The organism is Luteibacter sp. 22Crub2.1 (genome assembly GCF_900167995.1).
GTDB classification, from domain to species: Bacteria; Pseudomonadota; Gammaproteobacteria; order Xanthomonadales; family Rhodanobacteraceae; genus Luteibacter; species Luteibacter mycovicinus.
Genome location: NZ_FUYT01000026.1, coordinates 1 through 14676 on the forward strand (window position 1 = coordinate 1; position 14676 = coordinate 14676).

General features: G+C 64.1%; 13 protein-coding genes. 10 read left to right on the top strand and 3 right to left on the bottom strand.

The window, feature by feature from the left end; all coding sequences use genetic code 11:
* From B5X73_RS19900 to B5X73_RS20820, 3 genes are all read left to right on the top strand, one after another.
* Positions 1–1867 (top strand): N-acetylmuramidase family protein (locus B5X73_RS19900; RefSeq protein WP_217699798.1); only part of this gene is annotated, 1867 nt, incomplete at its 5' end.
* Positions 1851–2411, top strand: coding sequence for a hypothetical protein (locus B5X73_RS20815; protein WP_139382864.1), 561 nt, complete (start codon positions 1851–1853; stop codon positions 2409–2411). The genes B5X73_RS19900 and B5X73_RS20815, both read left to right, overlap by 17 nt.
* Before the next feature lie 186 nt (positions 2412–2597).
* Complete coding sequence (locus B5X73_RS20820; protein WP_139382865.1) at positions 2598–3158, top strand: hypothetical protein; 561 nt, start codon at positions 2598–2600, stop codon at positions 3156–3158.
* Between the two features lie 306 nt (positions 3159–3464).
* On the opposite strand, the gene B5X73_RS19905 is transcribed toward B5X73_RS20820, so the two are convergent.
* From B5X73_RS19905 to grxC, 3 genes are all read right to left on the bottom strand, one after another.
* The gene (locus B5X73_RS19905; RefSeq protein ID WP_036111939.1) at positions 3465–4487 is read right to left on the bottom strand and encodes an isocitrate dehydrogenase; all 1023 of its coding nucleotides are present in this window, start codon (positions 4485–4487) and stop codon (positions 3465–3467) included.
* A gap of 132 nt (positions 4488–4619) precedes the next feature.
* Positions 4620–5024, bottom strand: a complete 405-nt coding sequence (locus B5X73_RS19910) for a carboxymuconolactone decarboxylase family protein (protein ID WP_079523025.1) — start codon at positions 5022–5024, stop codon at positions 4620–4622.
* Positions 5024–5293, bottom strand: a complete 270-nt coding sequence (gene grxC, locus B5X73_RS19915) for a glutaredoxin 3 (RefSeq protein ID WP_036111935.1) — start codon at positions 5291–5293, stop codon at positions 5024–5026. The genes B5X73_RS19910 and grxC overlap by 1 nt, the downstream gene beginning before the upstream one ends.
* A gap of 159 nt (positions 5294–5452) precedes the next feature.
* Here grxC and B5X73_RS19920 point away from each other — a divergent pair, with 159 nt between their 5' ends.
* The 7 genes from B5X73_RS19920 (at position 5453) to B5X73_RS19950 (ending at position 14640) form a co-directional block, all read left to right on the top strand.
* Positions 5453–7105, top strand: a complete 1653-nt coding sequence (locus B5X73_RS19920; protein WP_079523026.1) for a M48 family metalloprotease — start codon at positions 5453–5455, stop codon at positions 7103–7105.
* Between the two features lie 68 nt (positions 7106–7173).
* Positions 7174–7863 carry a phosphate regulon transcriptional regulator PhoB gene (gene phoB / locus B5X73_RS19925; RefSeq protein WP_036111931.1) on the top strand — a complete coding sequence of 230 codons (690 nt, stop codon included), beginning with the start codon at positions 7174–7176 and terminating at the stop codon, positions 7861–7863.
* A gap of 59 nt (positions 7864–7922) precedes the next feature.
* The gene (gene phoR, locus B5X73_RS19930; RefSeq protein WP_079523027.1) at positions 7923–9200 is read left to right on the top strand and encodes a phosphate regulon sensor histidine kinase PhoR; all 1278 of its coding nucleotides are present in this window, start codon (positions 7923–7925) and stop codon (positions 9198–9200) included.
* Positions 9201–9299: 99 nt separating this feature from the next.
* Positions 9300–11375 (top strand): polyphosphate kinase 1, encoded by a 2076-nt coding sequence (ppk1, locus tag B5X73_RS19935; RefSeq protein WP_079523028.1) that lies wholly within the window; start codon positions 9300–9302, stop codon positions 11373–11375.
* Positions 11376–11419: 44 nt separating this feature from the next.
* Positions 11420–12517 carry an MGDG synthase family glycosyltransferase gene (locus tag B5X73_RS19940; protein WP_079523029.1) on the top strand — a complete coding sequence of 366 codons (1098 nt, stop codon included), beginning with the start codon at positions 11420–11422 and terminating at the stop codon, positions 12515–12517.
* The gene (locus tag B5X73_RS19945) at positions 12514–13017 is read left to right on the top strand and encodes a hypothetical protein (RefSeq protein WP_036111920.1); all 504 of its coding nucleotides are present in this window, start codon (positions 12514–12516) and stop codon (positions 13015–13017) included. Before B5X73_RS19940 ends, B5X73_RS19945 begins: the two co-directional genes overlap by 4 nt.
* A gap of 66 nt (positions 13018–13083) precedes the next feature.
* Positions 13084–14640: a Ppx/GppA phosphatase family protein gene (locus B5X73_RS19950; RefSeq protein WP_176167902.1), complete on the top strand. Its 1557-nt coding sequence runs from the start codon at positions 13084–13086 to the stop codon at positions 14638–14640.
* The last annotated feature ends 36 nt before the right edge of the window (positions 14641–14676 follow it).

Genomic DNA, 14676 nt, shown 5'->3' on the forward strand with positions numbered 1-14676 from the left:
GGTGCCTCGCCTGAAAGCGCGTGTGGCGATCGAGGTCTTTGCCGGTGCGGAATTCCCTGATTATCTGGCTGAAGCACGACGGCGAGTGGCGGCGCTTCCCGAAGCCGAGAAGCCCATGTTGATTGTCGAAAAGGGTGCGAAGCTGTGTCGGGGTCCGCGAGCTGCCGAGATGACGCTTACCCCGGGTTATGTCCTGGTTCCCCCGGCCGGCGTATCGACGACGGGGAGCTTCGTTTACGGCTCCATCCACCGCATCGAACGGGTGCCGGTGCATTCCGCAGTTCCGCGCGATGCGATGATCCGAGGCTACACAAAAGCGGACGGCACCGACTGCATCGGCAGCGCTCACTACGATCGATTGAGCCAGGCGAAAAAAGCGCTGTACACCCAGCGCGAGATCCTGATACCCGACGGGGATACCGCGCCGCGCTGGGCACTCCGGGATCGGCCGGCCAATGCCAATATGGCCATCTGGGACGCGCCGCCCCTCAGTAAGGACGACGCCACGCTTACCGTGGGTTTCCAGCTTTCGTGTAACCGTGGCCAGTTGAACAGCCTGGACGCTTCGCGCCGCTTCATCGACATCGATGGCTCCCATTGGTGGCAGATCGAGGTCGGTGACGAGGAGAACTCATGCTTACTGGGCTGGGTGTGTTCAAAAGATCACCCGGGGACGCGCTGGGAGAGCCCGCACGCGTGGCCCGGATTCCATATTACGGACGCGACGATGTTCGAGCCGATGGCCGCACTTCAGCGAAACGTCTGCCTGATGGGCGACGTGCTCGACGACCACCGGGAAGCGTTTGAGCCGGTAATGACAGCGCTCGGCGCCAGTGATTTCATCACAAACCTGGAGCAGGTCATCGGTCTGGTCGGCGCGCGCAAGGGGGCAGTTGTCTCGTCGGATATCGGCGAGGCTCAGCAACGTCCGTGGATCGCGCATCGCGTCAGCCGTCAGATCGTACGCTTCGAGAGTCAGTGGAGCAGCAATATCGATCGCTGGACGCAGTTGAACCCGTACATGAATGCCGATTGGCATGTGGATATGGAGCGGCAGGAGAAGAGTGGTTGGTGGAACGAGGTGGCGGGGAAGCTGGCGGGGTTTCCCTCGGACGCGACAGTGCACCACATACATCCGTTTGGGTGGGTTGATAATTTCTCGGCGAAGGGTAACTTGCATCCCCGGATCACTATTGCTGGCGTAAAGACGGAAGTCCCGTTTCTTAGCGCCTTCGCAGGGATCTATCTGACGGATGCTGACTATGCCGAAGCCGCGCTCGCTCTTGATTGCGAAGTGGAGGTGATAAAAGCAATTGCACTGACTGAGACTGGTACTCGCGGCGCTTTCTTTAAGCCTGGAGAAGTGCACGCAATTGGAGACGACATCGTGCCCGCCATTCTCTACGAACGTCACGTCTTCCACCGACTAACTCACGGCGTGTACGATTCCATCGACCAGGAAATAAGTGATTCGGCGCATTATCTTGGCAAGCTGCAGAGTGGCGAGGTCCAGTCGCCGAAGCGAATCCTCTATGGACCTCCGTCCTCGCAGTACGCACGATTGATACGCGCATACAGACTCAACCCGAGTGCAGCCTTGAGGTCTGCGTCGTGGGGGAGATTTCAGCTCATGGGATTCAATCACACTGCTGGTGGACACGATTCAGTCGAGTCGCTTGTAATCGCGATCAGTGCCTCAGAAGCGGAACATCTCAGAGCCTTAGTGGCGTTCGTTAAAAACGATGCACGCCTTATGAGCGCGATGAAGGGCAAGGACTGGACCTCATTTGCAAAGTTATATAACGGCACGGAATACCGAGATTACGATACGAAGATGGAGTCATCATATAATGCGCTTAAGCGTTAGAGAAATAGCCATCGCTCTCTTGCTGGCTTCCCCGATTTCAGTCAATGGGGAGCAAAACCACCTCAATGGATGGTCGGGATATTCCATCTGCACAGAACAGGAGGTGGTGGTATTCGCGTGCACATTCAAGAACAAAAAAATAGTTTCAATATGCAAATCTTCGCGAGGTGGCGAGGACGCGATCATCTACCGATATGGTCGACCTGACAAAGTAGAATTCACTCATAAGGATTCGAATAGCAAGGACGGCAGTTTTTACTACAAGATGTTCTACAATCGACGCTCTGCCTATTTTGAGCTCGGATTTCTCAACGAAGGCTTTACTTACAGCGTCTCACGCGACAGGGATGAGGATGCCGCGGTTCCGACGTATAGGTTGGAAGTGCGTGACGCGGTGATGTCCGGACGAAAAGGACTTCAATTGACGTGCGAAAGAAATATCGTTGATAACCGTCTTTCGAATGAGACAAGAGTTTCTTGCGATGCGAATGCCGACGTGGGCTGCAACTACGAGGATAACAAGGCTGCCGGACGTGCGCTTTAATGTGCGTGAACGGCACATTTGAAGCCGGGTTCATGTGCTGAGAGAGGGTGAGGAATAATGTATTCAACGTTGCTTGCACTGGTGAGCAATTTTGCGGCAATGAACCCGGTTGATGTAGCTGGCGACTGATATTGGCGATCGGGAGAACTTGACCACGGTGTTCCGTCAGAAACTCTCCAAGTGACCATGCGTATCGTCGACAGTCGCGTTTCAGGGGGCATGTGTCACATCAGTGCTTACGGCAATCGAATCGATTGCCCGCTTGATGAGGACAATGTCGAGGGGTCCAGTGATACGTCCGGCAAAAGACTTTCTCTTGAAGTGCGCTCAACGTATGGCGATAGATTGTCGAACGTGACGGCTAACCTTGATGGAACCGTCCTGCATTGGCGCATGGCTAGCGAAGGGGGCGGAGGCACTTCACTCGGTGGCGAGCGTACTTTTGAGCTTCATCGCTTGCCCGAAAGAAAAACTTGTTTAGCATTTGTGAGAGCCCCAAAAACTTATTTTTTTGACGATGCTGGTGGTCTCCGCCAGAGACGGGCATATCTTCTGCGCGACGATATGGTCGAGATCACGAAGCGATCGATCGATCTGCAATTTGCAAACGTGTCGTACGAAAACGACAAGCATGAGCGAACGTCTGGATGGCTGAGCTGCGGGGCGCTCGCGATCTGCCCCGATAAAGAGTTGTCAGGCCGGGAGGTGCCTTCAGAATGTCTTCGGTCTCTGCCCATCGGCAACTGATCATGCCGCCCTGCTAGTTAGTGCCAGCAATGACCCGAGGTCGACGCCGCCCCTTGCTCGCTTCGCAACGTAACCGCATCGTCCGAAGGGAGCCGTCGGCTGCCGTGCCTGGAGCGCTTCCGCACGAAGGCGAAGGCCGTAGGAGGACCTAGCGACAGGCATGGCAACCGACGGCTCCCTCGCTACGACGCCCAAGAACAAAAGCGATGGCGCAGCCGAGCCCTCCAACGCGATCACAAAGAAAAAGACCCCACGATCACTCGCGAGGCCTTTTCCAAAAGCGACAATCCGATCGAACCGTAACGCTTACGCCGTAGCGCGAATCCGCTCGACAATCGCATCGCCGAAGGTATCCGTCGTGCCCGTACCACCGACATCCGGCGTCGTACGATCACGCGCGTTCATCACGTCGCTGATGGCGGCGCGCAGACGCGTCGCCTTGGCGACCATGTCGAGGTGATCGAGCATGTCGGCCGCGGCGAGCAGCAGCGCGCACGGGTTGGCCTTCTTCTGACCCGCGATATCCGGCGCCGAACCGTGGACAGCTTCGAAGATCGCCGCGTCCTTACCGATGTTCGCACCCGGGGCGAGGCCCAGGCCGCCGACGAGGCCTGCGCACAGGTCGGACAGGATGTCACCGAAGAGATTGGTGGTGACGATCACGTCGAACTGGTACGGGTTCATCACCAGCTGCATGCAGGCGTTGTCGACGATCATTTCCTGGAATTCGAGCTCCGGGTAATCCTTCGCGACTTCACGCGCCACGTCGAGGAACAGGCCCGACGAAGTCTTCATGATGTTGGCCTTGTGCACGGCCGTGACCTTCTTGCGGCCCTTCTGCTTCGCCATCTCGAAGCCGTAGCGGCAGATCCGCTCCATGCCCGGACGCGTGTTGCGGATGACCGAGACAGCGACCTCGTTCTCGCCGGTGCCTTCGCGCGTCTGGCCTTCGGCCATGTACGCACCCATGGTGTTTTCACGCACCGTGATGATGTCGATGTTCTCGAAGCGCGCCTTGGTGCCCGGGAAGCTGATCGCCGGACGCACGTTGGCGTACAGGTCGAACTTGCGACGCAGGGTGACGTTGATCGAGGTGAAGCCACCGCCGATCGGGGTGGTCAGCGGACCCTTCAGAGCGACCTTGTGCTTCTCGATCGCATCCAGCGTGGCCTGCGGGAGCAGATCGCCGTGCTTCTCGAGCGCGACCACGCCCGCGTCCACGTAGTCGTAGGACAGACCGCAGTCGAGAGCATCGAGGACGCGGATGGTCGCGTCCATGATCTCGGGGCCGATGCCGTCGCCGGGGATCACGGCAATCGTCTTGCTCATGGGGTTACTCCTGAAGGATGCGTCGCATGACACACGCACGAGGGCGCGTGTGGGGAGAAAAATCGCCCAATTATCGGCGATCTCGCCCTCTTCCTTCAAGTTTGGCGCCCCGGGTGGGGCGCCATGCCCTCGTCAGGCCGCGGGATGGTCCGCGCAGGCCTCCGCCTCAGCGGGGGTCTCGGTCTCGAGCGAGTCGAGGAAATCCACGGCGCGGCGCAGGTGCGGAATCACGATGGAGCCGCCGACGACGAGGCCGACGCTGAAGACCTCGAAGAACTCGTCGCGATTGACCCCCGCTTCCTTGCACTGGGCGACGTGGTAGCTGATGCAGTCGTCGCAGCGCAGCACCATCGAGGCGACCAGGCCAAGCATCTCCTTGGTCTTCACATCCAGCGCGCCAGCGCGGTAGGTCTGGGTGTCCAGCGCGAAGAAGCGACGGACAACCTGGTTGTCCTCGCCAAGAATGCGCTCGTTCATCCGCTTGCGGAACGCGGTGAACTCCTCCACGCGGTTACCTTCGGTCGGCGTGCCGGACATCAGTTCGTCGCCCCGAGGATGTCGGCCAGACGGCCGCTGCGGTCGGCGGCGGCGAGGTCGTCGAAACCACCCACGTGGGTGCCGTTGATGAAGATCTGCGGGACCGTGCGGCGACCGCCGCTCTTCTCCAGCATGATGTCGCGCTGCGCCGGATCGGTGTCGATGCGCACCTCGTCCCACGCCAGGCCCTTGGCCTTGAGCAGGTTCTTGGCGGCGACGCAGTACGGGCAGACGGCGGTCGAGTAGATGGTGATATCGGGGGTGGACATGGGAGATTGGGCTCCGAACCGGAATGACTACAAAATGGCGATCTGGCGCCTATTTTACAAGGCAATCGAACCCCGCGCGGCCTCCGGGGTCAAACCGGCCCCACCGCGCGCGGCGTGGAGGGTCCTTCGTCGTTTGGTGATGGTATCGTCCTCGCACTTATGCGCACCCCATTTCTCCGCCTGTCCCTGATCGCCGCCAGCGCCCTCGCCACCTTCGCCGTGGGCGCGCAGGACAACGTCCGCCTGCCGGATCTGGGTAGCTCGGCCAACGCCCTGATCAGCCCGCGCGAGGCCGACGAGTACGGGGCCATGATGCTGCGCCAGATGCACGCGCTCGACCTCACGGTGGACGACGCCCTGCTGGACCAGTACATCAACGACCTCGGCTACCGCCTGGTGGCGGCCAGCGACCGGCCGAAGGATCACTTCCAGTTCTTCATCGTGCGCGACACGCAGATCAACGCGTTCGCGGCCCCCGGCGGCTACATCGGCGTCAACGCCGGCCTGATCAACATCACCGACAAAGAGAGCGAGCTCGCGGGCGTTATGGCCCACGAGATCGGCCACATCACCCAGAACCACCTGTACCGCGCCTTCGAGGATTCGAAGAAGAACGCCCCGCTGATGGCCCTGGTGCTGCTGGGCGCGATCGCCGCCGGTGCCGGTGGCGGCGCGGGCGACGCCGCGCCCGCCGTGCTCATGGGTGGCCAGGGGCTGCTCATGCAGCGGCAGATCAACTTCACGCGCAAGGACGAGGTCGAAGCAGACCGCGTCGGCATCCAGACCCTGTCGCGGGCCGGTTACGACCCCGAGGCGATGGGCGACTTCTTCGGCCGCATGCAGGACACGCTGCGCGTCGGCCAGGGCGAAGAGGCGCTGCCCGCCCTCCTGCAGACCCACCCGGTGACCCTGGCCCGTATCAGCGAGGCCAAGGCGCGCGCCCGTACGCTCGAGGAGGCCCAGGCCAACAAGCCGCGCCAGCCCACGCTGGACAAAGCCAGCTGGGAGAAGAGCACGGCGCCGGTGCTCTACGTGAAGGATCCCACCGCGCTGATCACCCCCTCCGGCAAGGTCGCAAAGGACAGCGTCAGCGACACCTATGCGCTGATGCGCGAGCGGGTGCGCGTCCTCTCCGGGGATGCCCGTCAGCTGACGTCCTTCTATGCCACGAACCTCAAGCGCAAGGATTTCGACACCGCGGCCAACCGGTACGGCTACGCGCTGTGCCTGCTGCGCACAGACCACGGCGCCCAGGCGGTCGAACAACTCCAGCCGCTGCTGGCCAGCCTGCCCTCCAGCGTGGTGCTGCGCCTGGCCATGGCCGACGCCTACGAGAACGCCGGCCGCCACGGCGACGCCATGGCGATCTACAAGGCGCTGCACGACAACTCGCCGCGCAACCGCGCCGTGGCTCTGGGCTACGCGCGGGCGCTGGCCAACAGCGGGCGCGTGGAAGACGCCCGGCTCGCTTCGACCATGTTGAAGCCGATGCTCGACGACAGCGACGACCCGGACATCTTCCTCACCTTCGCACGGGCCAGCGAGCGGTCCGGCGACGGGATCCGGGCCGCGGAGGCGTATGCGGACAGCGCCTACCTCGCCGGCCGGCCGTTCGACGCCATGGAGCAGCTCAAGCGGCTGCTGAAACGGGACGACCTCGATTATTACCAGCGGTCGCGCATCCAGGCCCGGATCGGCGACCTCACCCCACTTCTGCTGGAACTGCGTAAACGACGCATCACGACCGACGACAACCCCGACGGGCGCAGTCAATACGTGCGGTCTCAGTTCGGTCTGAGAACCGGATTGTGACCGTTGTCATTAGCGTGTAACACAGCATGGCTGCAATATGACCGTCATAGCCAACGAGCGGCCCACGCGTGCATAAGCGCATTCTCATCGTAGAAGACGAAGCATCGATCCGCGACATGGTCGCATTCGCGCTTCGTAAGGCGGGTATGGACGCGGCTCACGCCGCCGACGCCCGCGCCGCACAGATGGCGATCTCGGAGCGGGTACCGGACCTGATCCTGCTCGACTGGATGCTCCCGGGCACCAGTGGACTGGAACTGGCCCGTCGCCTCCGCCGCGAAGAGCTCTCGCGCGAGATCCCGATCATCATGCTCACCGCGCGCGGTGAGGAGATGGACCGGGTCAACGGACTGGAGGCCGGCGTGGACGACTACGTCATCAAGCCGTTCTCCACCCGTGAGCTGATCGCGCGGATCAAGGCGGTGCTCCGCCGCAGTCAGGGCGACGACGGCTCCGGCGTGGTGGAACTCGGCGGCCTGCGCATCGATGGGCCCGCGCATCGCGTGTTCGCCGGCGAGGAAGCCGTGCCGATCGGCCCGACCGAATACCGCCTGCTGTTCTTCTTCATGACCCATCCTGAGCGCGTCTACTCGCGCGCCCAGCTGCTGGACCACGTCTGGGGCGGCAGCGTGTACGTGGAGGAGCGCACGGTCGACGTGCATATCCGCCGCCTGCGCAAGACACTGGAGCCGTGGAAGCTCGACGACATGGTGCAGACCGTGCGCGGCGCGGGCTACCGCTTCTCCGCGAATACCTAGGCTTGCGCGGGTAGCCGCGCTATGGTCCCTTCCTGAGACCGACACCGGCCGTGCCCGCCATGCCACAACGCTTCCTGACTTCCTGGCGATTGCCTGCCAGCTGCGCCGCCCTGCTTCTGCTGGGTGGCGCGGTGGGCTGGCTGACGGGTACGGTATGGCCTTGCGTGACGGTGGTCGCGCTGGGGGAAACCGTCGTGCTGTTGTCGCTGTTCCGTCACAAGTCGGGGCCAATGTTGCAATCGTCCGCCACGCCCCATCCTGACCATGACCGTCTCATGACTCGCACCCGCCGAATCGCCTCCCGCCTGCGTGACCTGCGCAGCGCGGCGGGAACCCTGCCCGACGCCGTGGTCCTGCTGGATCACTCGCACCATGTGCGCTGGTTCAATCACGCGGCGGAGGATCTGCTCGGTCTGAAGCGGCCGCGCGATCGTGGCCGCGTGCTGGCCGATCTGATGCGCAACACCGACCTGTCGGACTGGCTGGCCGAGGGCGCCCGCGAGCCGCTCAACGACGTGACCGCACCGGGCCACCCTAACCGCCATGTCACGGCGACGCTGCTGCCGTTCGGCAGCCGCCAGCGCCTGCTGCTGGCCCGCGACACCAGCCACCTCACCCGCCTCGAACAGATCCGTCGCGATTTCGTGGCCAACGTCTCGCACGAGTTGCGCACGCCGCTGACGGTGATCCACGGCTACCTGGAATTGCTCGATCCGGAAGATGTGCCCGAACTCGCGCCGGTGCTGGACGAGATGCGCGCGCAGTCCAAGCGCATGGGCCAGATCGTGGAAGACCTGCTGACCCTGTCGCGCCTGGAAACCCAGGAGCATGTGGCCGACGAGCAGGTGCAGATGGCCCCGCTGCTCGCCAGCCTCCGCAAGGAAGCCGAGGCCCTGAGCCAGGGTCGCCATACCATCTCCCTGGACGTCGCCACGGCGCACGACCTGCTGGGCTCGCCCAAGGATCTGCACAGCGCGTTCTCCAACCTGGTCAGCAACGCGGTTCGCTATACGCCCACGGGCGGCAAGATCGCCATCCGCTGGGCCGATACGGAAGACGGCGCGCGCTTTTCGGTACACGACTCCGGCTTCGGTATTCCCGCCGCGCACATCGCACGGCTGACCGAACGCTTCTACCGCGTGTCGTCGAGCCGCTCGCGCGACTCCGGCGGCACCGGCCTGGGCCTGTCGATCGTCAAGCACGTGCTCAACCTGCACCAGGCGCGCCTGGTGATCGAGAGTGAGACGGGCAAGGGCTCCGTGTTCGCGTGTGTGTTCGTCAGCGACCGGCTGCTGGACAGCACCCGCGTGCACGAAACGGCCGGCCTGCACGGCTGATCGATGGCAGGCAAGCGTAGACGGGTTGCTGCGACGCCGCTTTCCGGCATGATCGTCCATGCGCCACCATCGGACGTCATGAAAGGATTACCGGAACGAATGAGCGAGCCCGTCGACCTCGGCAACCCCGACCTCTACATCAACCGCGAACTGGCGGCGCTGGAGTTCAACTTCCGCGTGCTCGCCCAGGCCCGCGACCCGGACGTTCCGGCCCTGGAGCGACTGCGCTACCTGACCATCGTCAGCAACAACCTCGACGAATACTTCGAGGTCCGCGTCGCCGTGCTCAAGCATAAGCACGCGCTGGGGGCGGCGATGCCGGGTGCCGATGGACTGTCGTCGACCGAGATCCTCGCGCGGATCCGCCAGCGCACGCTCGAGCTGGTCAGTGAGCTCTACGCCATCTGGCACGAAGAACTGCTGCCATCACTGGAAGCCGAAGGCATCCGCTTCCTGACCCGCGGCGCCTGGAGCGACCGCCAGCGACGCTGGCTGCAGGGGTATTTCCAGAACGAGATCATGCCGGTGCTGTCGCCGCTGGGTCTCGACCCCGCGCACCCCTTCCCGCGCATCCTCAACAAGACCCTCAACCTCGCCGTCGTGCTCGAAGGCCGCGACGCCTTCGGTCGCGAAGGCCACATGGCGCTGGTGCGTGCGCCCCGTTCCCTGCCCCGCATCATCCATATCCCGGGCGAAGTGGACGGCAGCGAGGGAGACTTCGTCTTCCTGGCCGAGGTACTCCAGGCCTTCGCGGACGAGATCTTCCCGGGCTTTCGCGTGTGTGCGGCGTACCAGTTCCGCGTCACCCGCAACAGCGAGCTGGTGGTCGAGGAAGCGGAGGTCGAGAACCTCGCCCGCGCCCTGAGCGAAGAGCTGGTCGGTCGCGGTTATGCCCGGCCCGTGCGTCTCGAAGTCGGTGCCGACTGTCCGCGCGCGATCACGGAAATGCTGATCGCGAACTTCCAGCTCGAGGATGCCGACGTGTACCGGTGCGACGGTCCGGTCAACATCATCCGCTCGGGCCTGATCTACGACCAGGTCGACCGTCCGGAGCTGAAATTCCCGCGCTTCACACCGCGCCTTTCGCCGGCCTTCGGCAAGGGCGTCAACGAATTCGACGTCCTCGGTGTGCGCGACGTGCTGCTGCATCACCCGTACGAATCGTTCGCCGCCGTGGTCGAACTGCTTCGCCGCGCCTCCCAGGATGCGGGCGTACTGGCGATCAAGCAGACGCTTTACCGGGCCGGCAAGGATTCCCCGCTGGTCGACCTGCTGGTCGAGGCGGCACGCAACGGCAAGGACGTCACCGTGGTGATCGAACTCCGCGCGCGTTTCGACGAGGAAGCCAACATCGGTCTGGCGACGCGTCTGCAGGAAGCGGGCGTGCAGGTCGTTTACGGCGTGGTCGGCTACAAGACGCACGCCAAGATGCTGTTGATCGTGCGGCGCGAAGCCGGCGGCCTGCGCCGTTACGTGCATCTTTCCACCGGTAACTACCACCAGGGCAACAGCCGCGGCTACACCGACATCGGCCTGATGACCTCGAACGCGGACATCGGCGAAGACATCCACAAGGTCTTCCAGCAGTTGTCCGGTCTGGGGCCGATGATCCAGCTCAAGCGTCTGCTGCATTCGCCGTTCACGCTGTACAGCAGCGTCATGGGCAAGATCGAGCGCGAAATCGAGCACGCGCGCAACGGCCGTCCCGCACGCATCGTCGCCAAACTTAACGCGCTCAACGAAGCGCATGTGGTCGAGGCGCTGTATCGCGCCTCGATCGCCGGCGTCAGCATCGACCTGATCATCCGCGGCGCCTGCACGTTGCGTCCGGGCATCCCGGGCGTGTCGGAGAACATCCGCGTGCGCTCGATCATCGGCCGTTTCCTCGAGCACAGCCGCGTGTACTGGTTCGGTAACGATGGCGAGCCGGAGCTCTACTGCGCCAGCGCGGACTGGATGGAACGCAACCTCATGCGCCGCATCGAAGTCGCCGTGCCGATCATGGAACCCGACCTCGCCTCGCGTGTCTATGCCGAGACGCTGGACAATTATCTGCGCGACAACACGCAGGCGTGGCTACTCGGCACCGATGGCCGCTACACGCGCAGCCACCCGTCGCAGGGCGAAGCGCCGCACAGCGCGCAGCAGGCGCTGCTCTCGGCGTATTGCGGGTGACACGGCGCGTCCTGCTCCTGTCGGTATCCGCGGGAGCGGGACACGTGCGCGCCGCGGAGGCGCTCGAAGCCACGGTGGCCGCGTTCGCCGCCGAGGGACACGATGTCGAGGCGAAGCACCTCGATGTCATGAACTACGTGCCGTCCACGTTCCGGCGGATCTACGCGGACTTCTATCTCAGCCTGATCACCCGCTACCCGCGGCTGTGGGGCATGCTCTATCGCATCACCGACGATACGCATCCCGACGCGGTGACCGAGCGCATGCGGCGTACGATCGAGCGCCTGAATACGCGACGGCTGCGTGCGGCCATCGCGGCATTCGCGCCCGACGCCATCGTGTGTACGCATTTCCTCCCGGCCGAGATGCTGGCACGACAGATCCGCAAGGGTCGCGTCACCGTGCCCGTCTGGCTGCAGGTGACCGACTTCGACCTGCACCGGCTCTGGGTCGTGCAGGGTATGGCCGGCTATTTCGCCGCCAGTCCGGAAATCGCGCACCGCATGCGCGCTGTCGGTCTGCCGGCGTCGCGCGTGCATACGACCGGTATCCCGATCATGCCCGCCTTTGCGCGCGCGCACGACAGACAGGCCCTGAGTGCCACGCTCGGTATCGACCCCGACCGGCCGGCCTACCTGGTGATGGGTGGCGGTGCCGGAGTCGGCGATCTGGACCAGCTGGCCGACACGCTGCTGTCCACCGGTGGCGACTTCCAGCTGGTGGTGCTCGCCGGCCGCAACGCCGTGACACTGGAGCGGCTGCGCGGCATCGCGGCATCGAAGCACGCCGGGCGCCTCATTCCGCTGGGTTTCACGCGTCAGGTCGAGGACGTCATGGCCTGCTGCGATCTCGCGATTACCAAACCCGGGGGACTGACCAGCTCGGAGTGCCTCGCCATGGGCCTGCCGATGATCGTGAATGCGCCCATCCCCGGTCAGGAAGAACGCAATGCCGATTACCTGCTCGAACAGGGCGCCGCGTGGAAGGCGATCGACGCCGTCGCGCTCGCGTGGCGTGTCCGCCTGCTGAGTGACGAGCCAGATCGTCTCGCCGCCATGGCGGCTTCCGCACGCGCCATCGGACGCCCGCATGCGGCGCGCGACGTGATCGCCGCCGTGCTCTCCCATCCGGACGGTCCATGAGTCATTCGCCCCGCCGTCGCGTCGTCGCCGTGCTGACGACCGCGCTGTTCACCCTTCTGCTCGCCTTTCTGTTCGCCCATGTCGAGATCGAAATCGAAGGCTCGCATGGCTGGGCGACCAGCCTGCCCACGTGGCGCATCGAGAACCACTGGTTGCTCGATCTGTTCTGGGGCGGCCGCGCGATGACGGGTTACCACGCTTACGTGTTTCCGTTCATCGCGCTGTTCTTTCATTTTCCGATGATCTTCCAGGGGTACTGGAGCTGGCGTGCGCAGGTGCGGACGATCGCCTGTGTGATGCTGTTCTGGGTGGCCGAGGACGGCCTCTGGTTCGTGCTGAACCCCGCATTCGGTCTGGCGCGCTTCGACCCCGTGGACGTGCCGTGGCACCGGCACTGGTGGGGTCCCGCGCCAACCGACTACTGGGTGTTCGGTTTTCTCTGCGTCGTGCTGTTCATCCTCTCCGCGCTGCCGAAATCGCGTGAGGCGAAAACCGCGTAGGAGCGCGGTCTGCGCGCGATTTCCATGTCTCGCCCAGGGCGCGCTCCTACCCTCGCGCGCAGCACCATGCCAGAATCCACCGATACGCCACCGCGGAATGCACCTTTGGCCTCTACAGGTAAATCGCAGATCAACGACGGTGAACTGCTTGCCGCCGTCGACCTGGGCTCCAACAGCTTCCACATGGTGGTAGCGCGGTACGAACACGGTGAGCCCCGCGTGATCGACCGCCTGCGCGATTCCGTGCGCATGGCGATCGGCCTGCGTCCGGACGGCACGCTCGACGCGGGACACCGCGCCGCCGCGCTCGCCAGCCTGGCGCGCTTCGGTCAGCGCATCGCCGGCATTCCGGCGCTGCACGTGCGCGCGGTCGCCACCAACACCGTGCGTCGTCTCGCGTCGCCGCACGCGTTTCTGTCGGCGGCGGAGGCCGCACTCGGGCATCCGGTGGAGATCGTTTCGGGCCGTGAAGAAGGTCGCCTGATTTTTCTTGGCGCCTCCCACGATCTGCCGGCATCGCGCGATCACCGGCTGGTGATCGATATCGGCGGTGGAAGTACGGAGTTCATCATCGGCCGCGGCACCGCGCCGCTGCTGACCGAGAGCGTGCAGGTCGGCTGTATCGCGAGCACGCTGCGGTTTTTCCCCAGCGGCAAGATCACCCGCAAGCGCTGGCAGAAGGCGCGCCGTGAAATCGGCGTCCTCCTGCAGCAATTTTCCGAGGATTACCGCGAAGCCGGCTGGGCCGACGCCTACGGCTCGTCGGGCACCTCCAAAGCCATCGGTTCCGTCGTGCGCGCGATGAAACTCTCCGACGACGGCGTCACACCGGAGGCCCTGGCCGCCGTGCGCGAGGCGATCATCGAGCAAGGCTCATCCGGCGCGCTCAAGCTGCCCGGCCTGGCCGACGACCGTGCGGAAGTGTTCGCCGGCGGCGTCGCCATCTTCGAAGCCGCCTTCGAGGCCCTGGGCATCGAACGCCTGCGCGTATCGGAAAGTTCGATGCGCGAGGGCCTGCTCTGGGACCTGATCGGCCGTTCGGCGGGTACCGATCCCCGCATGGCGAGCATCGATTCGCTGGCCGCGCGCTATGGTGTCGACAAGGCGCAGTCGCGTCGCGTGGAAACCACCGCGCTGAGCCTGTTCGATCAGCTGGCCAAGGTCTGGAAGCTGGACGACGATGCCCGCGAATGGCTGTCCTGGGCGGCCCGTGTGCACGAGCTGGGTCTCGCCATCGCCCACAGCCAGCATCAGCGACACGGCGCCTACATCCTGCGCCATGCCGACCTGGCGGGTTTCTCGCGCCAGGAGCAGCAGTTGCTGGCGGCCATCGTCGAATCGCACCGGCGCAAGCCGGAGAAGTCCGTCATCACGGCGCTCCCGGTGCGTTACCGGCTTCTCGCGCGGCACATCACCGCCATCCTCCGCCTGGGCGTGCTGTTCCGACGCGCCCGGCGCGCCGAGGCCCTGCCGCGCATCCGCGCCGTCGCCACGCGCCAGCGCCTTCGTCTCACCCTGCCCGCCGACTGGCTGGACCAGCATCCACTGACCGAGGCCGATCTCGATCAGGAGCGCGAACCGCTGGCCGAGCTCGGCCTCGAACTGGAAATCGTGACGGAATGACCAAGGGGCGTATCATGACCAGCTTGTTCCACCGCC

What these genes read in the sequence shown, in the direction of transcription:
- B5X73_RS20815 (WP_139382864.1), top strand. Translation starts at nt 1,851, where the DNA reads ATGCGCTTAAGCGTTAGAGAAATAGCCATCGCTCTCTTGCTGGCTTCC.
- B5X73_RS20820 (WP_139382865.1), top strand. Translation starts at nt 2,598, where the DNA reads ATGCGTATCGTCGACAGTCGCGTTTCAGGGGGCATGTGTCACATCAGT.
- B5X73_RS19905 (WP_036111939.1), bottom strand. Translation starts at nt 4,487, where the DNA reads ATGAGCAAGACGATTGCCGTGATCCCCGGCGACGGCATCGGCCCCGAG.
- B5X73_RS19910 (WP_079523025.1), bottom strand. Translation starts at nt 5,024, where the DNA reads ATGTCCGGCACGCCGACCGAAGGTAACCGCGTGGAGGAGTTCACCGCG.
- grxC (WP_036111935.1), bottom strand. Translation starts at nt 5,293, where the DNA reads ATGTCCACCCCCGATATCACCATCTACTCGACCGCCGTCTGCCCGTAC.
- B5X73_RS19920 (WP_079523026.1), top strand. Translation starts at nt 5,453, where the DNA reads ATGCGCACCCCATTTCTCCGCCTGTCCCTGATCGCCGCCAGCGCCCTC.
- phoR (WP_079523027.1), top strand. Translation starts at nt 7,923, where the DNA reads ATGCCACAACGCTTCCTGACTTCCTGGCGATTGCCTGCCAGCTGCGCC.
- ppk1 (WP_079523028.1), top strand. Translation starts at nt 9,300, where the DNA reads ATGAGCGAGCCCGTCGACCTCGGCAACCCCGACCTCTACATCAACCGC.
- B5X73_RS19945 (WP_036111920.1), top strand. Translation starts at nt 12,514, where the DNA reads ATGAGTCATTCGCCCCGCCGTCGCGTCGTCGCCGTGCTGACGACCGCG.
- B5X73_RS19950 (WP_176167902.1), top strand. Translation starts at nt 13,084, where the DNA reads ATGCCAGAATCCACCGATACGCCACCGCGGAATGCACCTTTGGCCTCT.